The 26,549-nt window shown below is 33.9% G+C and carries 31 protein-coding genes and 2 pseudogenes; 30 read left to right on the top strand and 3 right to left on the bottom strand.

Going from position 1 to position 26,549, the window contains the following annotated elements:
• From rfbC to ACVHXK_RS09295, 7 genes and pseudogenes are all read left to right on the top strand, one after another.
• Window positions 1-543: pseudogene (rfbC, locus tag ACVHXK_RS09325) on the top strand (dTDP-4-dehydrorhamnose 3,5-epimerase); the annotation flags it as partial.
• Between the two features lie 3 nt (window positions 544-546).
• Window positions 547-1,392: a dTDP-4-dehydrorhamnose reductase gene (rfbD, locus tag ACVHXK_RS09320; RefSeq protein ID WP_461206130.1), complete on the top strand. Its 846-nt coding sequence runs from the start codon at window positions 547-549 to the stop codon at window positions 1,390-1,392.
• Between the two features lie 21 nt (window positions 1,393-1,413).
• Window positions 1,414-2,484, top strand: coding sequence for a dTDP-glucose 4,6-dehydratase (rfbB, locus tag ACVHXK_RS09315; protein WP_461206112.1), 1,071 nt, complete (start codon window positions 1,414-1,416; stop codon window positions 2,482-2,484).
• 62 nt (window positions 2,485-2,546) lie between these two features.
• Window positions 2,547-3,653: a UDP-galactopyranose mutase gene (gene glf / locus ACVHXK_RS09310; RefSeq protein ID WP_461206111.1), complete on the top strand. Its 1,107-nt coding sequence runs from the start codon at window positions 2,547-2,549 to the stop codon at window positions 3,651-3,653.
• Window positions 3,650-4,528 (top strand): annotated as a pseudogene (locus tag ACVHXK_RS09305) (nucleotide sugar dehydrogenase); the annotation flags it as partial. The gene glf and the pseudogene ACVHXK_RS09305, both read left to right, overlap by 4 nt.
• A gap of 21 nt (window positions 4,529-4,549) precedes the next feature.
• Window positions 4,550-5,191 (top strand): hypothetical protein, encoded by a 642-nt coding sequence (locus ACVHXK_RS09300; RefSeq protein ID WP_461206110.1) that lies wholly within the window; start codon window positions 4,550-4,552, stop codon window positions 5,189-5,191.
• A 453-nt stretch (window positions 5,192-5,644) separates the two neighbouring features.
• Window positions 5,645-6,061: a hypothetical protein gene (locus tag ACVHXK_RS09295; protein WP_461206109.1), complete on the top strand. Its 417-nt coding sequence runs from the start codon at window positions 5,645-5,647 to the stop codon at window positions 6,059-6,061.
• Window positions 6,062-6,221: 160 nt separating this feature from the next.
• On the opposite strand, the gene ACVHXK_RS09290 is transcribed toward ACVHXK_RS09295, so the two are convergent.
• On the bottom strand, window positions 6,222-6,986 hold the full coding sequence (locus tag ACVHXK_RS09290; RefSeq protein ID WP_461206108.1) for a hypothetical protein: 765 nt from the start codon (window positions 6,984-6,986) through the stop codon (window positions 6,222-6,224).
• Between the two features lie 428 nt (window positions 6,987-7,414).
• Between ACVHXK_RS09290 and ACVHXK_RS09285 the strand changes: the two genes are divergently transcribed.
• Window positions 7,415-7,702, top strand: coding sequence for a DUF6809 family protein (locus ACVHXK_RS09285; RefSeq protein WP_461206107.1), 288 nt, complete (start codon window positions 7,415-7,417; stop codon window positions 7,700-7,702).
• Window positions 7,703-7,759: 57 nt separating this feature from the next.
• Here the strand turns inward: ACVHXK_RS09285 and ACVHXK_RS09280 are convergent, their stop codons facing one another.
• Both ACVHXK_RS09280 and ACVHXK_RS09275 read right to left on the bottom strand, forming a co-directional pair.
• On the bottom strand, window positions 7,760-9,157 hold the full coding sequence (locus ACVHXK_RS09280; protein WP_461206106.1) for an ImmA/IrrE family metallo-endopeptidase: 1,398 nt from the start codon (window positions 9,155-9,157) through the stop codon (window positions 7,760-7,762).
• On the bottom strand, window positions 9,154-9,510 hold the full coding sequence (locus tag ACVHXK_RS09275) for a helix-turn-helix domain-containing protein (RefSeq protein WP_461206105.1): 357 nt from the start codon (window positions 9,508-9,510) through the stop codon (window positions 9,154-9,156). Before ACVHXK_RS09275 ends, ACVHXK_RS09280 begins: the two co-directional genes overlap by 4 nt.
• 153 nt (window positions 9,511-9,663) lie before the next feature.
• Here ACVHXK_RS09275 and ACVHXK_RS09270 point away from each other — a divergent pair, with 153 nt between their 5' ends.
• The 22 genes from ACVHXK_RS09270 to ACVHXK_RS09165 all read left to right on the top strand — a co-directional run bounded on the left by ACVHXK_RS09270 (window position 9,664) and on the right by ACVHXK_RS09165 (window position 26,484).
• The gene (locus ACVHXK_RS09270) at window positions 9,664-9,921 is read left to right on the top strand and encodes a hypothetical protein (protein WP_461206104.1); all 258 of its coding nucleotides are present in this window, start codon (window positions 9,664-9,666) and stop codon (window positions 9,919-9,921) included.
• A 140-nt stretch (window positions 9,922-10,061) separates the two neighbouring features.
• Entirely contained in the window at window positions 10,062-10,268 is a 207-nt protein-coding gene (locus tag ACVHXK_RS09265) for a hypothetical protein (RefSeq protein ID WP_461206103.1), read from the top strand.
• Between the two features lie 66 nt (window positions 10,269-10,334).
• Entirely contained in the window at window positions 10,335-10,685 is a 351-nt protein-coding gene (locus ACVHXK_RS09260) for a DUF7768 domain-containing protein (protein WP_461206102.1), read from the top strand.
• A gap of 85 nt (window positions 10,686-10,770) precedes the next feature.
• Window positions 10,771-11,112, top strand: coding sequence for an rRNA biogenesis protein rrp5 (locus ACVHXK_RS09255; protein ID WP_461206101.1), 342 nt, complete (start codon window positions 10,771-10,773; stop codon window positions 11,110-11,112).
• Window positions 11,109-12,245, top strand: a complete 1,137-nt coding sequence (locus ACVHXK_RS09250; protein ID WP_461206100.1) for a DUF2800 domain-containing protein — start codon at window positions 11,109-11,111, stop codon at window positions 12,243-12,245. The genes ACVHXK_RS09255 and ACVHXK_RS09250 overlap by 4 nt, the downstream gene beginning before the upstream one ends.
• A 47-nt stretch (window positions 12,246-12,292) precedes the next feature.
• Window positions 12,293-12,826: a DUF2815 family protein gene (locus tag ACVHXK_RS09245; RefSeq protein ID WP_461206099.1), complete on the top strand. Its 534-nt coding sequence runs from the start codon at window positions 12,293-12,295 to the stop codon at window positions 12,824-12,826.
• Window positions 12,827-12,886: 60 nt separating this feature from the next.
• Window positions 12,887-14,176: a DNA polymerase gene (locus tag ACVHXK_RS09240; RefSeq protein WP_461206098.1), complete on the top strand. Its 1,290-nt coding sequence runs from the start codon at window positions 12,887-12,889 to the stop codon at window positions 14,174-14,176.
• Window positions 14,146-15,015, top strand: a complete 870-nt coding sequence (locus ACVHXK_RS09235; RefSeq protein ID WP_461206097.1) for a GIY-YIG nuclease family protein — start codon at window positions 14,146-14,148, stop codon at window positions 15,013-15,015. The genes ACVHXK_RS09240 and ACVHXK_RS09235 overlap by 31 nt, the downstream gene beginning before the upstream one ends.
• Entirely contained in the window at window positions 15,012-16,058 is a 1,047-nt protein-coding gene (locus tag ACVHXK_RS09230) for a DNA polymerase (RefSeq protein WP_461206096.1), read from the top strand. Before ACVHXK_RS09235 ends, ACVHXK_RS09230 begins: the two co-directional genes overlap by 4 nt.
• 18 nt (window positions 16,059-16,076) lie before the next feature.
• Window positions 16,077-16,241 carry a hypothetical protein gene (locus ACVHXK_RS09225; protein WP_461206095.1) on the top strand — a complete coding sequence of 55 codons (165 nt, stop codon included), beginning with the start codon at window positions 16,077-16,079 and terminating at the stop codon, window positions 16,239-16,241.
• The gene (locus ACVHXK_RS09220) at window positions 16,231-17,055 is read left to right on the top strand and encodes a phage antirepressor (protein ID WP_461206094.1); all 825 of its coding nucleotides are present in this window, start codon (window positions 16,231-16,233) and stop codon (window positions 17,053-17,055) included. Before ACVHXK_RS09225 ends, ACVHXK_RS09220 begins: the two co-directional genes overlap by 11 nt.
• Window positions 17,056-17,068: 13 nt before the next feature.
• Entirely contained in the window at window positions 17,069-19,441 is a 2,373-nt protein-coding gene (locus ACVHXK_RS09215) for a virulence-associated E family protein (protein ID WP_461206093.1), read from the top strand.
• A gap of 460 nt (window positions 19,442-19,901) precedes the next feature.
• Window positions 19,902-20,195, top strand: coding sequence for a VRR-NUC domain-containing protein (locus ACVHXK_RS09210; protein ID WP_461206092.1), 294 nt, complete (start codon window positions 19,902-19,904; stop codon window positions 20,193-20,195).
• Window positions 20,164-21,540, top strand: a complete 1,377-nt coding sequence (locus ACVHXK_RS09205; protein ID WP_461206091.1) for an SNF2-related protein — start codon at window positions 20,164-20,166, stop codon at window positions 21,538-21,540. The genes ACVHXK_RS09210 and ACVHXK_RS09205 overlap by 32 nt, the downstream gene beginning before the upstream one ends.
• A gap of 1 nt (window position 21,541) precedes the next feature.
• Window positions 21,542-21,706: a hypothetical protein gene (locus ACVHXK_RS09200; RefSeq protein WP_461206090.1), complete on the top strand. Its 165-nt coding sequence runs from the start codon at window positions 21,542-21,544 to the stop codon at window positions 21,704-21,706.
• Window positions 21,654-21,881, top strand: a complete 228-nt coding sequence (locus ACVHXK_RS09195; protein ID WP_461206089.1) for a hypothetical protein — start codon at window positions 21,654-21,656, stop codon at window positions 21,879-21,881. The genes ACVHXK_RS09200 and ACVHXK_RS09195 overlap by 53 nt, the downstream gene beginning before the upstream one ends.
• On the top strand, window positions 21,881-22,333 hold the full coding sequence (locus ACVHXK_RS09190) for an ArpU family phage packaging/lysis transcriptional regulator (protein ID WP_461206088.1): 453 nt from the start codon (window positions 21,881-21,883) through the stop codon (window positions 22,331-22,333). The genes ACVHXK_RS09195 and ACVHXK_RS09190 overlap by 1 nt, the downstream gene beginning before the upstream one ends.
• A 133-nt stretch (window positions 22,334-22,466) precedes the next feature.
• On the top strand, window positions 22,467-22,868 hold the full coding sequence (locus tag ACVHXK_RS09185; RefSeq protein ID WP_461206087.1) for a hypothetical protein: 402 nt from the start codon (window positions 22,467-22,469) through the stop codon (window positions 22,866-22,868).
• Between the two features lie 45 nt (window positions 22,869-22,913).
• A complete protein-coding gene (locus tag ACVHXK_RS09180; RefSeq protein ID WP_461206086.1) occupies window positions 22,914-23,273 on the top strand; it encodes an HNH endonuclease signature motif containing protein in 360 nt (119 codons plus the stop codon).
• A 327-nt stretch (window positions 23,274-23,600) separates the two neighbouring features.
• Complete coding sequence (locus ACVHXK_RS09175; protein ID WP_461206129.1) at window positions 23,601-24,833, top strand: site-specific DNA-methyltransferase; 1,233 nt, start codon at window positions 23,601-23,603, stop codon at window positions 24,831-24,833.
• A 45-nt stretch (window positions 24,834-24,878) separates the two neighbouring features.
• On the top strand, window positions 24,879-26,240 hold the full coding sequence (gene dcm / locus ACVHXK_RS09170) for a DNA (cytosine-5-)-methyltransferase (RefSeq protein ID WP_461206085.1): 1,362 nt from the start codon (window positions 24,879-24,881) through the stop codon (window positions 26,238-26,240).
• 52 nt (window positions 26,241-26,292) lie between these two features.
• Complete coding sequence (locus tag ACVHXK_RS09165) at window positions 26,293-26,484, top strand: hypothetical protein (RefSeq protein ID WP_461206084.1); 192 nt, start codon at window positions 26,293-26,295, stop codon at window positions 26,482-26,484.
• Window positions 26,485-26,549: the final 65 nt, after the last annotated feature.

Below are 26,549 nucleotides of genomic sequence, written 5' to 3'. Positions count from 1 at the left end.
ATGAAAGTTACTAAAACTAAGTTTAAAGGATTATTAGTTATTCAAACAGATGTTTATGGTGACCACAGAGGTTGGTTTACTGAAAGCTATACAAAAAAGAAGTTCGTAAAGAACGGAATAGATATTGATTTTATTCAAGATAATCAATCGTATTCAGCTCAAAAAGGTACATTAAGAGGAATTCACTTTCAGACTAATCCTAAGGCACAAACAAAAATGATTAGATGTACAAGAGGTGCGATTATTGATACGGTAGTAGATTTAAGAAAAGGGTCTGATACATATAAGCAGTGGTTTAGTATTGAGTTGTCAGCAGATAATAAAAAGCAATTATTTATTCCTAAAGGATTTGGACATGCTTTTCTAACAATAACTGATGACGTAGAAGTACAATATAAAGTTGATGAGTATTATTCTAAGGAAAATGATCGTAGTATTAGATTTGATGACCATGAAATTGGGGTTAAATGGCATATAGACAATCCTATTTTATCAGAGAAGGACTTAAATGCACCACTTTTAAAAGATAGTGATGTTGATTTCAGTATCAAAGTATTAGTAACAGGAGTAAAAGGTCAGCTTGGTTATGATGTAGTCAAAAGACTTAATGCGCTTGGTATTGAGAATCTAGGTGTAGACATAGATGATTTTGACATCACCAATAAGGAACAAACTGAAGATTTTATATCAAATTACAACCCTGATGTTGTAGTTCATTGTGCGGCATATACAGCAGTAGACAAAGCAGAAGATGATAAAGAAAAGTGTTATGCAATAAATGTAGATGGAACAAGAAATATTGCAGAAGCTTGTAAAAAGATAGATGCAAAGATGGTATACATAAGTACTGATTATGTTTTTGATGGAGAAGGTGTAGAAGCTCATCTTGAAGACAAGTCAACAAATCCAGTTAACTATTACGGTTATTCCAAAGAACTGGGTGAAAATGCTGTTAGAGAGATTTTAGAAAAACATTTTATTATTAGAACTTCATGGGTTTATGGCAAGAACGGTAATAATTTTGTTAAAACAATGTTAAAATTGGCGCAGACAAGAAATGAATTAAATATTATTGATGATCAGATAGGAGCTCCTACATACACACCAGATTTGGCATTATTAACATGTGATATGATTCAAACTACAAAGTATGGAACGTATCATGGAGTGAATGAGAATTATTGCAGTTGGTATGATTTTGCTATAGATATATTCAAAAAAGCAGGCATTGAGATGAAAGTAAATCCGATAGATACATCTGAGTATCCAACTAAAGCTAAAAGACCGTTGAATTCAAGACTATCAAAAGAGAGACTTGATAAAAATGGATTTAAAAGATTGCCAAAATGGGAAAATGCATTAAGTAGATATTTTATAGAATTACAAGATTAAATGAGAAAGGAAGAAAATATAATGAAAACTATTTTAGTTACAGGTGGTGCTGGATTTATAGGAAGTAACTTTGTTAAGTTAATGTTAGATAGTCACCCTGATTATAAAATTATAAATATTGATGCATTGACTTATGCAGGTAATTTAGAGAATTTAAAAGATATCGATAATAATGAAAATTATACATTTATTAAAGTAGATATTAGAGACAGAGAAAAGATAGAAGAAATATTTGATACATATAAAGTAGATACTGTTGTAAACTTTGCAGCAGAATCACATGTGGATAGAAGTATTGAAGAGCCGGAAGTATTTTTAACGACTAATGTTATAGGAACACAAACGTTACTTGATGTTGCTAAAAAATATTGGAAAGTTAATCCTGATGATAAGTACTGCAAGGAATATAAAGAAGGGGTTAAATTCTTACAAGTTTCTACTGATGAAGTATACGGTGCTTTAGGTGAAACAGGAATGTTTGTTGAAACAATGCCGTTAATGCCAAACAGCCCATATTCGGCTTCGAAAGCAAGTGCTGATATGGTTGTTAGATCATACCATGAAACTTTTGGGATGCCTGTAAATATTACTCGTTGTAGTAATAACTATGGACCATATCAATTCCCAGAAAAACTTATTCCACTTATAATAAATAACTGTTTAAAAGAAAAAGACTTACCTGTTTATGGTGATGGTATGCAGATTAGAGACTGGTTACATGTATCGGATCACTGTTCAGCAATTGATACAGTTCTTCATAAAGGTGAAGTTGGAGAAGTTTATAATATCGGTGGGAATAATGAAAAAGCTAATATTGAAATTGTTAAGTTGATTATTAGTACTTTAGGTAAATCAGAAGATTTAATTAAATATGTTAAAGACAGACCTGGCCATGATAGAAGATATGCTATTGATAATACAAAAATCACAAATCAATTAGGGTGGAAACCAGCCTATACTTTTGAACAAGGAATGAAAGAAACTATCCAGTGGTATTTAGATAATACTGATTGGATTGAAAATATCGTATCAGGTAATTATGCTAAATATTATGAAGAGATGTATTTCAGTTTAGGAGAACTTATAAAATAGGTTTAAATATTAAATAATGCTGATTAGAATAGAAATAGATGGATTTAATAGGAGGACAGAAAATGTCAAAAAAATATGATTACCTAATTGTTGGTGCAGGACTATTTGGAGCAATATTTGCATACGAAGCAACTCGACAAGGCAAAAAATGTTTAGTAGTTGATCGAAGAAATCATATCGGTGGAAATATTTATTGTGAAAGCATAGAGGGAATTAATGTGCATAAGTATGGCGCACATATTTTTCACACAAGTAATAAGAACGTCTGGGAGTACGTAAATCAATTTGCTGAATTTAACAGATATACTAATTCGCCAATTGTAAATTATAACGGTGAAATTTATAATTTACCTTTTAATATGAATACATTTAGTAAGTTGTGGGGAGTATTTACACCACAAGAAGCTAAAAGCAAAATTGAAGAGCAGAAAAAGGAAGCAGGAATTACAGAGTCTAAAAATTTAGAAGAGCAAGCAATATCTTTAGTAGGTACAGATATATATGAGAAATTAATAAAAGGCTATACTGAAAAACAATGGGGTAGAAAGGCAACTGAATTACCAGCTTTTATTATAAAAAGATTACCTGTTAGATTTACATATGACAACAATTATTTTAATGACCGTTACCAAGGTATACCTGAGGGTGGATACAATGAAATTACTGAAAAGATGTTAGATAGTATAGATGTTGAATTAAATACAGATTATTTTACAAATAAAGAAAGATTAGATGAGATTGCAGATAAAGTAGTATTTACAGGGATGATAGACGAATTTTATGATTATAGATTTGGTAAACTAGAATATCGTAGTTTAAAATTCGAAAACGAAGTCTTAGATATTGAAAATTATCAAGGGAATGCAGTAGTAAACTATACAGATGCTGCGACACCATTTACAAGAATTATTGAACATAAACATTTTGAATTTGGAACACAACCTAAGACGGTTATTACAAAGGAATATCCTGTAGAGTGGAAACCTGGAGATGAACCTTATTATCCTGTGAATAATAATAAAAACAATGAATTATTTATAAAGTATAAAGAGTTAGCAGATAAAGAAGAGAATGTTATTTTCGGTGGTAGATTAGCGAATTATAAGTATTATGATATGCATCATGTTATTTACCATGCGTTAGAGACGGTTGAAAGAGAATTTAAATAGAAGCAGTAATAGCAAATGTACTATCTATTAATCCAGATGCAGTAATGGTTATTAAATCAACTGTACCAGTAGGATATGTTGAGAAAGCAAAAGCTATGTTTGAAACAGATAATATTATCTTCTCACCAGAGTTTTTAAGAGAAGGTAAGGCTTTATATGATAATTTATATCCATCTAGAATTATTGTAGGAGAGCAATCAGAAAGGGCTAAGAAGTTTGCTGATTTATTAGTAGAAGGTGCTATCAAAGAAGATATCAATGTGTTATTTACAAATTCTACAGAAGCGGAAGCTGTAAAACTATTTTCAAATACATACCTTGCTATGAGAGTAGCATATTTTAATGAGCTTGATACTTATGCAGAAGTAAGAGGACTAGATACAAAGCAAATAGTAGAAGGTGTATGTTTAGATCCTAGAATAGGAAGTCATTATAACAATCCATCTTTTGGTTATGGAGGATACTGCTTACCTAAAGATACAAAACAATTACTTGCAAACTACTCAGACGTACCTCAAAACATTATGGCAGCTATAGTAGATGCCAATAGAACAAGAAAAGACCATGTAGCTGATATGATTATAGCTAGAGAACCTAAAATCGTAGGGGTATATAGATTAACAATGAAAATGGATTCAGATAACTTTAGACAATCATCTATTCGAGGTGTTATGAAGAGAATTAAGGCTAAAGGTATTGAAGTTGTAGTATTTGAGCCAGCGCTTAAAGAAGATGAGTTCTATAACTCAAGAATAATTAGAGATTTAAATGAATTTAAAGAGATTTGTGATGTTATTGTAGCTAATAGGATGGCTGATGATATTTTTGATGTAGAAGAGAAAGTTTATACTAGGGATTTGTTTAGTAGGGATTAATGAGATTATGGAGGGAAATAAGTGGAGATAGTTTTAGCAACTCTCGGTTCTTCAGTAATAGCAGCAGTGATTACATCTTTTTTTATGATAAAAGCTAAAGATAAGGACCACAGGGCCAAACATATAATTGAAGAAAGACAGAATTGGAGAAAAGATATTAGAGAAAAGTCAGTGAGATTTATAGATGAAACAGATAAAAAGAATAAGAAAAAAATAATGTACGAATTACAGTTAAGATTAAATCCACTTAGCTCAGATGATAATGGCATAATCGAATCTATGAAAAATATTCTTGAAAGTGAAGATCAAAATAATATTGATGAAGAAGAGGAAAAGTTTATTAAAAAAATTGCTTGTCTTTTAAAAGAAGATTGGGAAAGATCTAAGATAGAGGTAAAGACAGGTGTAGGGAATGTATATAAAATAATTTGTATTATCTATATATTGATTATTTACTATATCATCAGGAGAATAGAAATTAATTATTTTAATGATACAATTAATTTAATCATAATTGTGGCTTTATGCTCTCTTATGCTAATATACTTGGGTAGATTTATTACAAATAAGTTTTTGAGTTCTGAATTTGAAAATGAAAAATTAAGAAAATTAAAGGGTTTTATTGTTAATATAACTAATGAGAATTATTACCGAAAAGGGTGACATATTCTAAATTCAAACACTAGTGGAATGACCCCAATAAAGTGTACAACCTTAAATTTGGTATAATTTATTAAACTAAGCAAAATACGTCCCAACTGCTCTACTTCCCAGTTGTATCAAGAAATTAACCAGAAATGCTCCATGCCAATGTGAGGTAGCGGGAAGAAATATAAGAAAAGTACCTGTTAGGCTTAAATAAGCTTGGCAGGTTTACTTACGTTATATCCTTAGACAGCTTCTGCAGGTAATGGATGAGGAGGGATTTGGTTGTATGAGTAGAGATAATATTAAGACCATGTTTGGCAGTTTAGGGCTGCGAGGTATGGCCTTTTTTTTATTTTAAATGTAATTCTTCATAGATATCATTTTTTTGATTATGAAATTTTATAAAAAAAGTTCTGATAATTTTTGGGAAACTCATTAGCAACTACATATATATAAGTGGAGGTGTTAATGATGGATGAAAATTTAAAGAAAACAATAAGGTCAGTAAAGAAATTACAGAAGATGAATTTATTATTTATAGAGGATAGCATAGATTTGAAAGTAGAACCCAATTATCAATTACTGGCATTTATCATTGGAGAGCTTGACTTAATTATGAGTGAAGTAAAATATGATCGAATCAAGGACAATAGAAAACTTTTATTAGAAGAATTAGCTATTTCAAGTTTTGAAGAGAATGAACTAGTTAGTGAAATGGATATTGAATTTAGGAAACAAATTATAGATCGATTTACAGATATTAGAGAGCCTGTTTTAATTGATGACATTTATGTTTTTATTATTGAAGGTGATAGATTAATTAAAGTATATATGAAAGCATTAGAGCAAATAGAAAACGGAAGATTTAAAAACTATATATTCTAAGGTTCTATAATAAAAGAGTTTTGTATAGAAAATAAATTAAGAGCGGTGTAAAATATAGTTTAATTACTGATTGATTACGTTTTGAAGGTAATCTAATAAAGTTAATGACAGAAAGACCATGTTTGGCAGGTAAGCTAGCAAGCCAGGCATGGTCTTCTTTTTATATATAGTAATCGCATAATTTTTCTTCTTGGCTAATTTCACCGCTAGCTACATCAATTAGCATGACGTAAAGATTGCCACGAAGTGATTTTGGTGGTCTTTTTAAAAATAGTTCATAGGTACGTTTACTATTCACAGCAATTGTATATTTATCTTCAGGCCCTAATTCCTGAGTTACTAATTTACCATAAAAATGGTAAGGCATAAATGAACTTACATGTCTTTCGTCAAGATTAACTCTGAATTCTATATACCATTTAGAATATTTTTCGTTTTCATCTTCGATTGAAATAAGCATATCAGGTTTTCTAAATCTTTCTTCAGGCTTTTGTATGTTCCATTTAAAAGGAACTTCATAGAGATATGAAAGAACTATTTGAAAGAATTGTTTTTCTAAATTATCGATCTCTCTTCTATATTCTCTTGGTGATCTGCTCTCAATTGTAGATTTCTTTTCATGAATAGAAGTTGGTTTTGATTCACCATTTTCTAAATTATATAATTCAGCATCATGACCAATAGCAATATGACCGGCAGCAGCCATTAAATCCCTATAAGAAACATCATTATAGGCTTTTGATGAAAGTCTTGATATGGTTTCAGGGGTGGGAGCTGTGTCTATCATCTGCCTTAAAAATCTAGAAATATGTGCAGCACTTACAGCGGATTCTTCAGCGTATTTATTAATAGAACGATCTCCTTTAGCTCTATCTAGTAGTTCAGCAAATTTTTCTTTGTTAAATATATTATTTTTTTTATTCATAGTTTACACCTCCAGCTGCATTTTCTAGTGTAATTATATCATGTCCGTTTACTGTGGTCAATATAAGTATTGAATTAAATTTGATTTAGGTATTGTATTGAAAATAATTCCATGATATACTATTTACATAAAAGTTAGACAAAGTTTGAAATGTTACTACAAGAATTACAGTGCAAGTTGTTTATATTCTGTCGCTACACGGAAAAAGAAAACATAATTTGGTGAAAGGAGTAAATGAGGCTTAGTGGAGATTATTTATAGAATAAAGAGTGGGTAAAAATATTTTTTTTGTCATAAGCATTGATTACAGTAAACAGTATAAACACATTGTTGTCAATGAGATAACTGAATAGCATTTAACTAAAGATTGAAACTGTGGGATATAGGAAACTGGATTGAATCTATTTGTTTATGAAGTAAGTATATTAATGTTTAAGATAAAGGAGGAGGTCTTTATTCACAAAATAGAAAAAATTTTGAAAGATAAGATGGATTCAGAGATGAGTAGCTATGTGAAATCTGCTCAATACAATGAGGAACAAGACAAGATAATAGACTTGATTACAGAATTGAAAAGCGATTTACCAGATGATAAGATCAAAGTGTTAAACAATTTATTGGATGAAATCAATGTTAGTGATAGTGACTATTCTTACAAAGCCTTCCACTCAGGTATTATAAATGGTATGTTATTAATGGAATCTATAGTTAAGTAGGTAGGTGTGAGTATAGACCGTGTTTATAGTTTAGTATAGGGCGGTCTATACTTATACCTAAAATGGGCAATCTTCTTCATTATTTATTTCTATTGTGGCAGCTACTTGATTATTTGCATCTGTTTCAATAATTCCTAATTCAATCATTTCTTCGATTTCCTCTTTTTCATCTTCCCAAGTTTTTAAGAAACCCACCTTAAAAAAGTATGTAGGTTTACCACATGTTTCACAGAACCTAGCATCACCTGGATTGTTATGGTAAATAGTGTTATAAACATTACCATAGTTATCATATTCATCTTCACCTTCACAGTTATTGAATAATTTTGTACCGCAAAGTTTACAATATGTAGCATCTTCAGAAAAGACCTCATTAGAACACTTAGGGCAGCTAAGAACTCGCATATTTTCGTCTACAGGGTAATTTTGTTGATATTTCATTAATGCATCACTCCTCTTATTAAAACTATGGGTATTAACATTCCAATCATCTAAATAACCGTTGTTAAAGAAACTGGTTTTTGCGCCACATTTTTTACAGTAGCGAGCATTACCATCATTAAAGTGGTAATGATAATCGATAACATTATCATAGTAGTCCACTATTGCCTCACCTTCACAAAAGTTATAGAGAGATGTGCCACAAATCTTGCAGTAGTGCGCTTCTTTAGAAAAAACTTCATTTCCACATTTAGGGCATTTTATTACTCTTTTGTTATCATCAGTTTCAATTCCACCATAAAATATTCTGTTACAGGTTTTTTCAAAAGGTATAGACTCTTGTCCACAAATCTTACAGAAACCTTCTGTTGAAATTTCAGCATTCCCACAATTATCACAATAGTAACCATATAGGATAGTATAGTTATTAAAATAGGAATAATAGCTAGAAGTCATTCTATAACTGTCTGCAGAATACAGGTCTCGTCTAGTAGTAGCTGCTAAATATGAAATATCAAACGCTTCTGATAATTCTATAATAGATCTTTGATGACTAAGATTTGTTATTCTATCCACCAAAGGGATAGGTGATAGTACGTTACGAGCAAAACAATTAGCTTCTTTTTCATATTTATCATATTGGCTTTTGGAAATATTCTTTCGAAGAAGAATATCTGTATTTGCATTATGATGATGCTCTAAAAAAATATGGCCCAATTCATGGGCTATAGTAAAACGGTCTAAGTGGTGATTTTGTTTTGTATCATTGTAATATATAACATAATGTTCATCGTTTCTAGAGTAGGTACAAGCCCCTAAGTCACTTTCAAACATATCACATATCTCTTTAATGCTTAAACTAGTCTTGTTTGATAATAGTGAATAGGAGCACACTTTAACAGTTCTTTTTATGGATTTTAGAATAATGTTTAAATCTATAGGTACTTGATTTATTTCGTAAAGCTGTAAAATGTCAATGCTTTCTATTACAGCTCTATTGTAATTTGGTATCATTCAATATCATCGTCCTCTTTGAATAAATCATCAAATGTAAGCTTTAAGATATCGAGCATACGCTTTTTATCTTCTTCCTTCATTTTCTTTGCAGCTCTTTGAATAATTCTAATCTCTGGTTCATCATCGATAGATTTGTTTAATGCAAGTAAATAATTATAATCCAGGTCAAGCCTAGTTGCTAATGCTTTCAGCGTAGCATTATCTGGAGATATGCCGTCATCTTTCTCAATTCTAGAAATTGTGGAATGACTAATTTTGATGTCCTTTGCTAATTCACGCTGACTTAAATTTTCGTCTTTTCTTTTTTGTGCAATGTATTTTCCTAGAGTCATTTCGATTATATCAGGCATTTTAACACCTCCTTTTAAGGTTATTATACTATAAGTGTAACACCGATGCAACAATATTATACAACTTTGCTAAAGGGTGTTGATTTGATGGTACAAGCGTGATATTATATGTGTAACATCAAATCAACACATAATATCAAAAGGAGGACAAACATGAAACACAGCACTAATAAAGTATCAAGTACAATAAGGCTTAATATGAGTAACTTTTTAACACTACAGGGGGATATGACAGAAATTGAAATGGCCCAAAAGTTAACGCTTAGTCGTTCGCAATTATGGAGAATTAAGAAAAAAAGTAGTGCCGTAGGTCAGGAGTTTATTAGTAAATTTAAAATGGCCTATCCAAATGAACCATTTGAGAAATATTTTTTTGTGGAGAGTGTTGAATTAAATCAACATACTGAATAAGAAAAACATAAAAGAAAGGTGAATGAAATGATTATCAAAGTTGATGTGAATGTATCAGCACCAGAGTTAGCTGAATCAATTAGTCAATTAGCAGCAGTTTTCCCAAAGATCATAGTTGAAAATGAAGAACCTAAAAAACAGTGTCTTCCGAACCCAAAAAGGAAGACGAGCCTAAGAAGAAAACAACGAGAAGAGCTTCTTTTAAAAAAGCAGCAGAAAAAGAAGAAACAGCAAAAGAAATCACAGTAGATGAAGTAATGGCAAAATTTGAAGCATTATCTCAAGAAGGTAAACAAGCTCAAGTTAAAAAGCTTAGTACAGATTTAAGTAGTTATTATTCCAGGTGAAAGTGTCGGTAACATTTTTGCTACTGAAATGGAAGATCATGAAGTCAATAGTGAGGTGAAGGTTTAATGGATTTTGTTTTTATCTGTTCACCCTATGCTGGTGATATAGAACATAACACAAGAAGTGCACAGCGTTATTGCCGATTTGTCTACAGCGTTGGTAAAGTTCCTATAGCTCCCCATCTTCTTTATCCACAGTTTCTTGATGAAAATATTAAAGAAGAACGAGAAGCTGGTATCAAAATGGGAATGGAGATTTTAAAGAAGTCCAATGAACTTTGGTGTTTTGGAAATAAGTTGACTGATGGTATGAGAGCAGAGTTAAGATATGCAATTCAAAATGATGTTCCTATTAAGTACTTTACAGCGTTATGTAAAGAGATTAAAGAAGGGAAAATTGAACCCGGTCATTTTTGAGCAAGTTCAAATTTAGGTGGTGGATTCTCAAAAATGAGCAACCAAATCAATAAGAGATAACCAAACAAGAAGGGAGAAACAAAGTATGAGCAAAATTAAACTTGCATTAGACGTAGTTAATGATTTAAGAAGTCTTGCAGATAGTATTGAAACTTTAGCAGGTGTAAAGGACGGTACTGAACCTGAAGAATCTAAAACTGCAGTAACTAAACCAAAGAGAAAAACAAAGAAAACGGATGAACCAAAACAACCTGAGGTAAAACAACCAACATTAGAAGAAGTTAGAGCAGTTATGGCTGAAAAGAATAGAGATGGTTATAGAGAAAAAGTAAAGGCTATTATTGTTAATCATGGTGCCAATAAACTTACTGCTTTGGATCCTAAACAATACGCAGAGGTATTAAAAGAAGTGGGTGAAATTAAATGAGTGGTTCATATAATACACACTCAGATTTATCAGCTTCTGGGGCACATCGTTGGATGGCATGTAGCCCTTCAGCTATGTTAGAAAAGCAGTTTCAGAATGAGACCAGTGTTTTTGCGGAAGAAGGTACAGCAGCCCATGACCTAGCAGAGCATAAATTAAAGAAAGCTTTAAAAATGAGGTCAAGAAAGCCCACTAGCAAGTATCAGGATGACCAAATGGATGAAATGACAGACTTGTATATGGAGTATTGCTTAGGAATTATTGAGAAAGCAAAGGACAGCTGCAAAGATCTACAAATTCTTATTGAGCAGAAACTAGATTTTAGTGATTACGTACCTGGTGGGTTTGGTACGGGTGACCTTGTGATAGTAGGAAATGGAACACTCCATGTTATTGATTTGAAATATGGACGGGGCGTGATTGTATCGGCTGAACGTAATCCTCAAATGATGCTTTATGCATTAGGAGCATTATCACTGTTTGAAATGTTATATGACATTGAAAAAGTATCTATGAGTATTATCCAGCCGCGGGTAGACAAATTCTCAACCTACGAGATAAGTGTAGAGGAACTTCTTAAATGGGCAGAGGAAGAATTAAAGCCAAAGGCCATGCTTGCAAGTAATGGAGAAGGAGAGTTTTGTGCTGGAGAACATTGCCGCTTTTGCAGGGCAAAAAATCAATGCAGGGCCAGAGCATTAAAGAACTTAGAACTTATGAAATATGAATTCGCAGACCCAGCACTTTTAAGTGATGACGAGATAGCAGAAATTATAGGGCTTGCAGATGAACTTTCTAAATGGGCCAGTGATATTTACACATATGCTGCAGCTGTGGCTATTAATGAAGGTAGACAGTGGGATGGATTTAAATTAGTTGAAGGCAGGACTAGAAGGAAATACACAGATGAAGAGGCAGTAGCAGAAACAGCGAAGACAGCTGGCTACAGTGACATTTATAAGAAAAGCTTAATCCCTATTACTGAGATGGAGAAGCTCATGGGCAAGAAAAAGTTTAAAGATATTTTAGGTTCAATGGTTGTAAAGCCTAAGGGCAAACTCACCTTGGTATCTGAATTAGATAAAAGAAGAGCAGTAGATCCAATTGCTGCAGAGTTTCAAGTTGAAGAATAACACACAGCCATTAAGAGCTGAAATTAAAATAACAGGAGGATTTTATTATGAGTAAATTAGCAAAAGTCGTAGTGCAAGGAAGATTGAGTTATACAAACTTATTTGAACCTAAGAGTATTAACGGGAGTGATCCAAAGTATAGTGTTTCAGTAATTATACCTAAAAGTGATAAGAAAACTTTAAAGATGGTACAAAAAGCTGTTGAAGAAGCAAAGAAAGAAGGAATATCTAAATTCGGTGGTAAGATTCCAGGCAACTTAAAAACACCATTACGTGATGGTGATATTGATAGACCTGATGATCCTTCATATGAAAATAGCTATTTTATTAATACCAATTCAAAGGATGCACCCCATATCGTTGATGCAAGAATACAACCTATTCTTGACAGAAGTGAGGTATATAGCGGCTGCTATGGAAAAGTCAGCATCAATTTTTATGCATTCAATGTAAATGGAAATCGCGGAGTGGCTGCAGGACTTGGTAATGTTCAAAAGCTACGTGATGGAGAGCCTTTAGGTGGTCGCAGCAGAGCTGAAGATGATTTTGAGATTGAAGATGATGATGACTTTATGGCATAGAAATGTTGGTGTGTGGAGCCTTTATGGCTCCTTGCCTTTCTTAAAGGAGGTGGCAAGTTAGTGGATACATTAAAGAACAATTCAATAGAAGTAATGTCAATCGACATCGAAACATTTTCTGATATTAATCTTGGTAAATGCGGGGTGTACAGATACGCAGATAGTGAAAAATTTGATATTTTACTGTTTGCTTATAGCATAGATGCAGAAAACGTGGAACTTGTAGATTTAGCTAGTGGAGAAGAATTACCAGCACCTATTATTGATGAACTTCTTGATGATGATGTTATTAAAACAGCTTTTAATGCTCAATTTGAAAGAGTGTGTTTGATGAAATATCTATCAAGATTATTAAAGAAAAGAGTATATCTTAATCCATCTGCTTGGCGATGTTCTGAGGTGCAGGCAGCAAAGTTAGGATTACCTCTTAACTTAGCAGGCGTAGGTAAAGTGTTAAAGCTTGATGATCAGAAGATGGCTGAAGGTAAAGCACTTATACGATATTTCTGTATACCCTGCAAAGCTACTGCAGCTAATGGAGGAAGAACGAGGAATTTACCATCTGATGCACCTGAAAAATGGGAGATTTTCAGAAAATACAATATTAGAGATGTTGAGGTAGAGCTTGCTATTCGCAAGAAACTAGCTGATTACCCTATTCCTGATAGGGAGCAGGATTACTACGTGCTGGACCAGCAAATCAATGACCGAGGATTGTTGGTTGATATGAACCTAGTTGATGAAGCCATTTCATGTGATAGACAGTTTACCGTTGCAGCAACAGAAAGGGCTTATGAACTTACTGGACTTGAAAATCCAAACTCTGTAGCGCAGCTTAAATCTTGGCTAAAAGATCGTGGTGTTGAAGTAGAAAGCCTATCAAAAAAAGCTGTGACAGAGCTTGTAGAAGAAACTGAAGGTGAAGTGGAAGAAGCACTAAAGTTAAGGCTTTTGATGGCAAAGACCAGTGTTAAAAAATATGAAGCTATTGAGAGAGCTGTTTGCTCTGATGGAAGAGTTCATGGTTTGTTTCAATTTTATGGAGCCAATAGAACTGGTAGGTGGTGTCTTGCTGAAGGCACTTTAATAAGAGTAAAAACTCCAGAAGGAGAAATTGTTGATAAGCACATTGAAGAGGTGAAAATAGATGATTTGGTATTTGATGGAGATCAATGGGTGAGTCATGGAGGTGTTGTCTACAGCGGAGACAAAGAAGTTATTACTTGGGATGGAGTAACGGCAACACCTGAACATATAGTGTACATCTCAGATGATGAAAAAATGAGCATTGGTGAAGCAAAAGAAAGGAGGCTCCCGTTATGGAAAGGCAATATAAAATCTACAAAATAACTTGTGACAATGGATGTTATTACATTGGCTATACCATTCAAAGTTTAGAAGAACGATTGAGACAGCATATTATGAGAGCTCTAAATAGAGAAGCGATGGAGCATCCTTTTTATCAAGATATAAGAAAATTTGGGAAAGATGCTTTTAAAATTTCAGTATTAGATAAAACATCAAATAGGCAACAGGCGATGCTTCTGGAGAAAAAATATATTGCTTTAGAGAAAAGTTCAAAACTTTATAATATATCATCTGGTGGATTAGAAGATGCGAGTTGTGGAGGAAAAATATTTTGGCAACGTTTAAATGCTGATCCAGAAGCAAGAAAAGCATATATCAAAAAGCTTTCAGAAATTAAGAAGAGCAGAGACTGGACAAATTATGAACAATTAACACAAAAGGCTTTAGAATGGAGAAAAGAAAATCCTAAAATTGCTTATAAGATGACCTATAGAGCGATTAGGATTGCAAACAAACAAAGAGTGATAGAGCTTCAAAAAGATACAAGACCTAACAAAGAAAAATTAATGTGGAAATATAAAAGGTCAGAAATGACAAGAAAAAATGCCATTAGATTATGGCAATCAAGGTCTGAAGAAGAAAAGTTACAAGTTGGAAGAAAAATATCTATCGCTCAAAAAGAAAGAATGAGAAATATCGCTATTCTACCAGATTTTAAACAGAGCGAATGGCCTTATGCAAAAGCTACAGTTTTAAGGAAAATAAGAATTGGCATGAACCGTGAAGAAATTATTAAAGACGCTATAAAAAATGTAAAAAACAAGGGCTCCCATTGGCGTGAAGTGGAGGGTAAGCTTGAAGAAATGGGGGTGGTTGTATGAGAACCTATGACATTATTAATGCTGGGCCCAATAATCGATTCATGGCTGCGGGGAAAATAGTATCCAATTCAGGGCGCTTGGTACAATTTCAAAATCTTCCTCAAAACCATTTGAAAGATTTAAAACTTGCTAGAGATTTAATCAAAGAAGGTAGATTTGAAGATGTGGAGTTGTTGTTTGGAAACACACCTAGTGTACTGTCGGAGCTTATAAGAACCGCTTTTATTCCAAAAGAAGGTGACAGATTTATTGTAGCTGATTTTTCAGCTATAGAAGCTAGAGTTATTTCTTGGTTAGCAGGGGAAACGTGGAGACTTGAGGTGTTTGCATCTCACGGAAAGATATATGAAGCGTCTGCATCACAGATGTTTCATGTACCAATTGAGGAAATAACTAAAGGTAGCCCACTAAGACAGAAGGGCAAGATATCGGAATTAGCGTGTGGCTACGGTGGTGGTGTTGGTGCATTGAAATCTATGGGTGCTCTTGATATGGGTGTTGAAGAACATGAACTCCAAGGTCTTATTGATACCTGGCGAATGGCCAATCCTCATATCGTAAAGTTCTGGTGGGATGTTGATAAAATGGCCATTAAAGCAGTGAAGGAAAGAATCAGAACTCGTACTCATGGCATTATTTTTACCTATAAAAGTGGGATGCTCTTTGTCACCTTACCATCTAGAAGGAACCTTGTGTATGTCAAACCAAAGCTTATGTTGAACAAATTTGGAAGAGAAGGTTTGACCTATGAAGGGATTGGAGCAACGAAAAAATGGGAGAGATTAGAGACCTATGGACCTAAAATTGTTGAAAATATTGTGCAAGGTTTATCAAGAGATTTGCTAGCAGAATCTATGCTTCGTTTAGATAAAGCAGGATATAAGATTATATCCCATGTCCATGATGAGGCTATTTGTGAAGTGCCTATAGGTCAAGGTTCTGTAGAAGAAATGTGTACCATTATGGCCGAAGCACCTACGTGGGTAAAAGGACTACCTTTAAAAGCTGATGGCTATGAATGTGATTTTTATATGAAAGATTAGGAGAGGAGCAATAGAATTATGGATGACATTTTTGAATCAATTGATAAAACAGTTAAATGTCCAAATTGTAGCAAGGCGGCAAAAATTAATATGCATCTTGAGCAAGGAGAAATTGTTGATTATTTCTACGAATGTGAATGCGGAAAAATTATAGAACAGGAGGAATTACAGCATGAAAAATAATGAAATGAATAGTTTGCAAGTGATAGATAAAAGAGAAGTATTTGGGAAGGATTTTAAAATTTATGGAACACCAGAAGAGCCATTGTTTTTGGCAAAAGATGTAGCACAGTGGATTAATCATTCCAATCCAACAACAATGTTAAATACAGTTGATGCAGAAGAAAAATATGTTATTACCTTACCCACTAAGCATTGTTTAGAGGGTCTACAAGCTAATACTCAATACACATTTTTAACAGAAGATGGGTTATATGAAGTGTTGATGCAATCTAGAAAACCGATGGCAAAGAAATTTAAGAAGAAGGTTAAAGAGATATTAAAGGATATCAGAAAGCATGGCGTGTATGTAGCTGATCAATTATTAAATGATATTCTCACCAATCCAGATCTAGGTATTAAGATTTTCACAGAATATAAAGCAGCCAAGGATAAAGCAAAAAGACTAGAACTTGAAAATGCAAAGCATAAGCAAATCATCGGGGAATTGAAACCAAAGGCTAGTTATTATGATTTGGTACTGCAAAATAAATCAGTTGTACCTATTAGTGTGATTGCTAAAGATTATGGTATGTCAGGAAGGGCCATGAACAAGATGCTTCATGAGTTAGGGGTTCAATATAAAATGGGAAACACATGGCTTCTTTATCAAAATTATGCGGATATGGGCTATACCCAATCAAAGACTCATGCTATTGATGCAGATAGAAATGTTATGCATACCTATTGGACTCAAAAAGGTAGATTGTTTATTTATGATCTTTTGAAGAATGAAAAGAATTTACTTCCTATGATTGAAAGGAAAATGAGTGCTTAAGGAGGAGGTCACCATGAACTTTAAAATATCAACAGGCAATAGCCGCAAAGATAAATTTTGGAAGCAAAAATCAGTATCTTGGGATGAGTTTATAGAAAAGCTCTCCCATACTACTGTGACTAGTGAAACACAGACAGAGTACCTAAAGATGAAAAAATTCCAGCAAGATAATGTAAAAGATGTAGGTGGTTTTGTTGCAGGAGAACTTAAAAATAGTAGACGCAGAAAAGAAAATGTTTTATCTCGCTCTATGCTAACACTAGATATGGATTATGCAGATGATGCGGAAGCTATAGCTGCAAATATAGAAATGTTATATGACTATGGCTGCTGCATTTATTCCACTCATAAACATACCAAGGATAAGCCAAGGCTTAGAATTATTATTCCATTATCAAAACCTGTTACAGCAGATGAATATCAGGCTGTATCAAGAATGTTAGCTAAACAAATCGGTATTGAACTGTTTGATGATACCACTTATGAACCAAACAGACTTATGTACTGGCCCAGCACTTCATCTGATGGAGAGTATTTCTATCAAGTTATTGATGGACCATTATTAAAGCCAGAAGATGTTTTAGCTCTTTATAAGGATTGGAAGGATACATCTACTTGGCCGGTATCTTCAAGGCAAACAGCTATTATAGAAAAAACAATGAAAAAGCAAGAAGATCCTTTAAATAAGAACGGAATTATAGGAGCCTTTTGCAGGAGTTACAGCATAACGGAGGCTATAAAGACATTTCTAAAAGATATTTATGTACCCAGTGTGATGGAAGGAAGATATGACTACGTTCCAGCTGATTCTGCTGCTGGGGTGATTATTTATGATAATAAGTACGCCTATTCTCATCATGCTACGGATCCTGCTTGTAGTAAATTATTAAATGCTTTTGACCTTGTAAGAATTCATAAATTTGGTGAGCTAGATGAAGATGATAAAACATCTTATAAAAAAATGACAGAGTTTTGCACCAAAGATGAAAAGGTAAAAAAGCAACTGGCAGCAGAGCGGGAAAAAGATGTACAGGCGGAATTTAATCCTGTAGTAGATGATGCCAAGACAGATGAAGATTGGCAGTTATCCTTAGAGCTAAATAAGAATGGAACGGTAAAAGATACACCTACCAACATTCTTACCATTATGACACATGACCCAAGGCTTAAGGCTATTGCTTATAATCAGATGACCCATCTTATTGATGTGAAAGGGAAGTTATCGTGGAAGCAGGTTAAGCCGGGGTGGAATGATGCGGATCTTGCCCATCTTAAAATGTACTTTGATAGTCATTACGCCATTTGGTCACCGGTAAAGATTAAGGATGCATTACTGACAGCAGCATCTGAAAAAGCTTTTCATCCTATCAGAGATTATCTAGATTCACTACCAGTTTGGGACGGAACTGAGAGAGTAGATAAACTTCTTATCGACTATCTAGGTGCAGAAGATAACAGCTATACAAGAGCAGTTATGAGAAAAACTTTAGTATCGGCAGTTACTAGAATCTATGAGCCTGGGACAAAGTTTGATTACATCTTGGTGCTAAATGGCCCACAGGGAATTGGTAAATCAACCTTCTTTGCAAAGCTTGGAGGAAAGTGGTTTTCAGACAGTTTAACAGTATCAGATATGAGAGATAAAGCAGGAGCAGAAAAACTACAAGGTTACTGGATATTAGAGCTTGGTGAACTTGCAGGTCTTAGAAAGATTGATGTTGAAACTGTGAAATCTTTTATTACTAGAACAGATGATAAGTTCAGACAAAGCTACGGAGTTAATGTTGAGAACCATCCAAGACAGTGCATTGTTGTTGGTAGTACTAATAGTACGGGTGGGTTTTTAAGAGACGTAACAGGTAATCGTAGGTTCTGGCCGGTTAGAGTAAATGGAGGTAAAAAGAGTGTGTGGGACTTAACGGAAGTAGACCAGATATGGGCGGAAGCTCTCCATAAATATAGAGCTGGAGAAGCGCTTATTCTTTCTGGTGATGAAGAACATATGGCTTACGAAGAACAAAGAGATGCCATGGAAACAGATGATAGAGAAGGATTAGTTGAGCAGTACCTTGAAAAGATGCTTCCTGAAAATTGGAGCAAGATGGATATTTATGAGAGAAGGACTTATTTAGCTGGTGAAAGTGAATTTGGGCAGAGCATTCCTGAAGGAGCAATACGCAGAGAACGAGTTTGTCCACTTGAGATTTGGTGTGAGTGTTTTGGAAAAGAACGCAATAACATCAAAAGAAAAGATTCTTATGAAATAGAAGCAATTCTAATGAGAATTGGTGGTTGGAAAAGATATGAAGGAAACAAACGAGGAAATTTGAAATTTCCTATATATAATTCTCAGAGAACCTTTGTACGGATACCGGCAAATGAATAGTGTTGGTAAATAAATTTTGAACCTGGTTGTATAAGTTGTAGATAAAATCTTAAAAGTTTTGAGAAAATAGAAAATTCACATTCTATTAAATTAGGTTGTCGATAGCTCAATTTAGGTTGTCGAAGACGAAAATCGCTTGAGTTATTTGGTAGGAGATGGTTGTGGAAAAAGACATCTACAACCAGTATCTACAACCGTCTAAAGTCCTTTAAATAAGAGGGTTGCAAAGCTTTAGTTGTAGTAGTAGGAGATAAATATATTGATTAATTAATTTTATATATAAAAGAGTATATACAACCTACATACACGCGTAAGAGTTTTAACGCTATATACAACCACCATCGACAACCACCATAAATAACGATGAAATGCATCAATAAAAATATCATTAAAAATGGTATGCATAATTAAAAGCAAGATACATCAATGTAGTGGTATGAAAAAAACGAGGTGAAATGAAATGACAGAAAAAGAAGTAGAGCAGATGCTTGTGAAAAAAACCAAAGGGAGAGGTGGATGGGCTTTAAAGTTTATATCCCCAGGTATAAATGGAGTGCCTGATAGGTTGGTGCTTATGCCTACCGGCAAAATAGCATTTGTAGAATTAAAAGCACCGGGAAAGAAAATGAGACCTCTTCAGATAAAGAGAAAAAGTCAACTGGAAGCGTTAGGTTTTTTAGTTTATTGCATAGATAACCCAAAGCAGATTGGAGGTGTGCTAGATGAAATTGAAAACGGAGTACCAACCATATGATTATCAAACTTATTCAACGGATTTTATATTAAACCATAAAGAGGCTGGACTTTTTCTCGAGTGTGGACTTGGGAAGAGTGTTATTACGTTAACTGCTATAGTAGAACTTTTATATAACTTATTTGATGTATCAAAAGTTTTAGTTATTGCGCCACTTCGAGTGGCAGATAGTACTTGGCAAGATGAAATAGAAAAATGGAATCACTTAAAACATCTAAAACTTTCTAAGGTGCTAGGAAGTAAGAAAAATAGAACAATGGCTCTTTATAAAAAAGCTGATGTGTACACCATCAACAGAGAGAATGTTCCTTGGCTTGTGGAGTTTTATAAAAATGATTGGCCTTTTGATATGGTTATTATAGACGAGCTTTCAAGTTTTAAATCGCCATCGGCCAAAAGGTTTAGAGCACTTAAAAAGGTTAGACATAAAATCAAAAGAATTGTAGGTCTTACTGGAACACCAGCACCTAATGGACTGCTTAATATTTGGAGTCAGATTTATCTTTTAGATGGTGGAGAGAGACTTGGAAGAACTTTTACAGGTTATAGAGGTAGGTACTTTCATCCTCAAAAATATGTTAATGGTGGCATACCTACTGATTATGCAATCAATGAAGATGCAGAAGAAAAAATCTATAGCAAGATTTCAGATATCTGTATCAGTATGAAGGCTCTTGATTATTTGAAAATGCCAGAGTGTATTTACAATAAAGTTATAGTGGAACTGTCAGAAAAAGAGATGAAGTTATATAGGAAATTAGAAAGAGATTTATTATTACCCTTTGAAGATAGTGATGTAGATGCGGCTAATGCAGCAGTGCTTTCAAATAAACTTCTACAGATGTCAAGTGGTGCTGTTTATGATGAGTTTGGAGATGTGCAGCATATTCAAGATAAGAAACTAGATGCGTTGGAAGATTTAATAGAAGCAGCTAATGGGAAACCAGTGTTAGTATATTATGCTTTCAAACATGACAAAGACAGAATCAAGGAGCGTTTTGATGTAGGTGAGATTAATACTTCTGAGGATATTGCAAAGTGGAATGCAGGAGAAATACAAATAGCACTTTGTCATCCAGCTTCCACAGGACACGGACTAAATCTTCAAGAAGGTGGATGTACGATTATTTGGTTTGCTATGACCTGGAGCCTAGAACTTTATCAACAGGCAAATGCTAGGTTGTGGAGACAAGGGCAGAAAAACACAGTGGTAATTCATCACATAATAACTAAAGATACCGTGGATGAAAGAGTGATGAGAGCTTTAGAAGATAAAGATACAAGCCAAGCTGCGCTTATTGAAGCAGTTAAGGCACAAGTGAAAAAGTATAAGGAAGGTGACTAATTTGGGGGTAAATTTATATAACAAAGAAGGCTATGTTGATTCAACTGCTTACGAGGCTATTAAAAATATAGAAAATGAAAGAAAGAAATCTAAAAAAAATGGGGGTGTTAAAGATGATGGAAAAAGCAGCAAAGACCTGCTTTGCATACAGAAAAGGAAGATGTAATGCGCTTAAATCAATAGAGTGTGAAGGGTGTAGCTTTTTTAAAACAAGGGGTGAATACAGAGAAGGTAAAAAACAAACTTTGAAAAGAATTAGCACCTTAGATAAAGCCACTCAAATGAATATTATGGAAACATATTATGGCGGTAAAATGAATTTGCTTGAGGAGGTACTTTGATGATTGCATTAACTTATATTAATAAAAATTCAGCTACTATTGCTGCTATGAAAGATTACGAAAGTATGAAACAAATTATTGCAACGACGTCACAAGATGTTAAAGATGAATATGATGATATCATCAGTATTAATAGTCCTAGTTTTGATGATATGCCTAAGGCACATAATCCCAAAGCAGGAGAAAATAAATTGGTGAGTAAGTTGGATAAAATCAATATTATGAGAGAAAGGTATAAACAAGCTATAGAATATATGGCTTGGTTTGAACCAGCATGGCAGATGTTAAATGATAATGAAAAATTAATTCTACAAGAGTTCTATATGAATGGTAATCAGAGAAGTGGGGCTAATGCGAGAATTAGTGTTGAATTAGGATATAGTTCACGCCAAATTGAGAGATTTAGGCATAAGGGTATACAGTGTTTAATGTTAAATTTATACGGAAGATAAAAGATGGCTATTTGATGGCGGTTTGTTTGCTTCAAGATGTGTTATTATAGTATTATGAAAAACTGAAAAAATAACAGAGAAGCCTTTGCAGAAGTTACTGCAGGGGCTTTTTATATGGGAAAGGATAAATGATATGAATAGAAAACCAGCAATTAAGAATTTAAGAGATAGATTAAATCATTTGTATAAAATCAACAATGAATACGAAAAAGCTGTAAAAAAGACATTTGATTTATCAAAGGAACAGGTTGAAGATACTTTAAGTGGAGAGAACGTTGAAGAGCAAAAAGATTTAAAATTAATTCTTGAGGTGGTAGGTAAGCAAAGAGGACTTTTACTAAAGAATTATCTATATGAGCTAAAACGTCTTTATAGATATTTAGATAAAATTACAAATGATCAAGAGAAGTTGATATTGATTTTAAGACACGTTCATTTTTTATCATGGAGGCAGATTGCTGTGTGTGTAGGTGAAGGTTTAACAGCAAAGGATGTTAGAAAAATTTATGAGCAGTTTATAATTGAGAATGCTTAAGGATAGTGTATTGAAGCATATTATGTGAGTAGGAGATGATATTTTATGCCTTACCGTCCCAAATCTATATGTAGGTATCCTGGTTGTAATGAACTTTGTTATGACAGGTACTGTGATAAACATAAAAAGCAAGTAGCCAAAGAAAGAAACAGTATCAACTCTAAAATTTACAACAGCAGATGGAGGAGAGCCCGCAAGGTTTATCTAAAAGAACATCCTCTTTGTGTTCAGTGTGAAAAAGAAGGAAGACTAACACCGGCAACTGAGGTGGACCATAGAATTCCTCACCGTGGGAACATGAAACTTTTCTGGAATAAAAACAACTGGCAGGCCCTGTGCAAAAGTTGTCACTCGAAGAAGACTGCTAAAGAAGATAGTGGCTTTGGTAATGTACCTAAACCATAGAGGGTAGGGGGTATGAATCTTATAAAACCTCTCAAACCCGCAACGCGCTAGGGTTGTGTGTGATAATTCGCAAAAATCACAAGGGGGGTATCATTTAATGATTTGCGATACCTTAGATTTCAATTATTGGCTCTGAATCCTTATGAACACTAGCATTGAAGTTAAATTACAAGTTATTACAAATATAAATTCAAACTAAATATAACCTTGAAAACAAACCTATGTAAATAGGATATTCAAGGTGTTTTTTGTAGCTCGGAGACTTGGTTTTCGGGCTTTTGTTATACCCAAAATTATAATTTAGGAGTTGAGAAGATGAATCAAGATATGAATATTAGGAAAATTTTAGTTACAAATATTAATCCTGCTAAATACAATCCTAGAAAAGATTTAAAACCCGGTGACCCTGCTTATGAAAAGCTAAAAAAATCCATCCATGAGTTTGGATATGTTGAACCAATCATCTGGAATGAAGAAACGGGAAACATAGTAGGTGGTCATCAAAGATATAAAATTCTTATAGGTGAAGGTGCAACTGAAGTAGAATGTGTTGTAGTAAAATTATCGCCTGAAAGGGAAAAGGCTCTGAATGTGGCCCTTAATAAAGTAACTGGTGATTGGGAAATTGAAGCGTTAGCAGATTTATTAAAAGATCTAGATGAACAGGATTTTGATGTAACTCTTACAGGATTTGATGCTGCTGAGATTGATGATTTGTTTAGCCAAGTTCATGACAAAGATGTAGAAGAGGATGATTTTGATGTTGAAGAAGAATTAAAGGAACCGGCTATATCAAAACAAGGTGATGTGTGGCTACTTGGAAGACATAGACTTATTTGTGGAGATAGCACCGAAGCTAAAACTTATGAACGTTTAATGGACGGAAAGAAAGCTAACTTAGTGGTTACCGATCCTCCGTATTCAGTAAATTATTCTAGTAAAGCGGGTTCAATACAAAATGACAATTTAAGTAATGAAGATTTTTATAAATTCCTTTTGAAGTTTTATAAAAATACATTTGAAGTAATGGAAAAGGATGCTTCGATATACGTGTTCCATGCCGATACACAAGGACTGAATTTTAGAAGAGCTTTTCAAGAAGCAGGATTTTATTTGTCAGGTGTTTGCCAATGGGTTAAACAATCTTTAGTACTTGGAAGAAGCCCATACCAATGGAAGCACGAACCTATATTATTTGGTTGGAGAAAAGATGGAAAACACAAGTGGTATGCAGATAGACGACAAACATCAGTATGGAATTTCGATAGACCTACAAAATCAGAATTGCATCCAACAATGAAACCTTTAAATTTAATAGCTTATCCTATAAAAAATTCATCTATGACAAATTGCATAGTTCTTGACCCCTTTGGAGGTTCAGGAAGTACCTTGATTTCCTGTGAGCAGACAGATAGGATTTGCTATACTATTGAGTTAGATGAAAAATATGCGGATGTTATAGTAAAGAGATATATTGAGCAGGTTGGTACAGATAAAGAGGTGTATTTATCAAGAAATGGCGAGAAAATCAAATATGCAGATGTAGTTAAAGAACAGTAGCTGTTAATTCAGTTGACTGTTCTTTTTATTTGGGGTGGTGATAATGTGAAGTTTATAGATTTTTGTGCAGGTATAGGTGGTTTTAGATTAGGCCTTGAAATTGCAGGACATGAATGTATTGGATTTTGTGAAAAAAATAAATTTGCAGTTAAATCATATAGAGCAATGTATGATACGGATGGAGAGTGGTATAGAGATGACGTTACAGCAATCAAAGCAGATGAAATCCCCTACGCAGATATCTGGACATTTGGATTCCCTTGTCAAGACATCTCGGTTGCGGGAAAACAAAAAGGACTTAGAGGAAAAAGAAGTGGAATCTATTTCAGCATTATTGACCTCATCAAGGGCAAAGAAGAAAAAGATAAACCCACATACTTACTTATTGAGAACGTTAAGAACTTGTTATCAATTAATGGAGGATTTGATTTTGCCACAGTTCTCTCTGAGCTTTGCGAAGCAGGGTATGACGCAATGTGGCAGGTGCTTAACTCTAAAGATTTCGGAGTTCCCCAAAATAGAGAGCGTGTGTACATTATCGCAAATCTTAGAAGCAGAGGTAGAAGAGAAATATTACCTATCGGAAGAAAAAACACAGCTGCTCTTAAGCAAATTATAGGTGGTGCGCAAGGATACAGAGTGTATGACGTTGATGGGGTATCGTGTACACTGCAAAGTAGTGCAGGTGGTGTTGGTGCAAAGACTGGTCTTTATAAAATTGGTAATATTAATCCAAGTAATAAAGGAGCTAGTGGGAATGTGTATAATCCTGAAGGTATTTCACCTACATTAACTGCAAATGGTGGAGGTACTGGTGCGAAAACAGGTTTATATTTTATCGACCAATCTACTCAAAGAACCAAGATAACTGAAGAATCTAGATGTATAACATCAAGATATACGGCTGGTATCGTTAATAGAACGGCTATGAATAGTGAGGTTCTTGAAGCTTATTCTGTTATGACGCCAGACAGAAAAGAAAAAAGGCAAAATGTTAGAAGAATGAAAAATGCAGATGAGCCGATGTTCACGCTAAATTCTCAGGATAGACAAGGTGTAGCTATCAAAGAAGCTACAAAAAAAGGTTTTGCTGAGGCAGAAATCGGAGATAGTATTAATATTTCTTTTCCTAATAGTAAGACAAGGAGAGGAAGAGTTGGCAAGAAGGTGGCACAAACATTGGATACGTCGTGTATGCAAGGGACACTTTCAAATAATTATAGGATTAGAAGACTCATACCAAAAGAATGCTTTAGGCTACAAGGATTTTCAGATGAGTACTTTGAAAGAGCTAGAGCTGTTAATTCAGATGCCCAGCTTTATAAACAAGCTGGTAATGCAGTAACGGTAAATGTTGCTTTTGCTGTTGCGGTATCCCTTGTAGATTGTAAAGAAGCTATTGAATAGTAGATAAAGTTATGGCAATATGCTACTACCCAAAATAAATGGAGGTGGCGTAATGAATGAAAAACCAAAATGTAAATTACTTGGAGAGGATGGCAACATATTTTTGATCCTGGGTAGGGTTAGTAGAACATTAAAAGATAATGGTGAAGCTGATAAAGCAAAGGAATGTTCTGATAGGGTGATGGCTTCTGGTTCATATGATGAAGCCTTAAGTATCATCATGGAATACGTGGAAGTGGAATAAGATTTTCAATTAAAAGTTTACCTAAAAAACACTGTATTTATTTTAAAAATGACTTGCTATTAATT

This window comes from Clostridium sp. DL1XJH146 (assembly GCF_054819755.1).
This window is presented reverse-complemented; position numbering and strand designations above follow the sequence as displayed.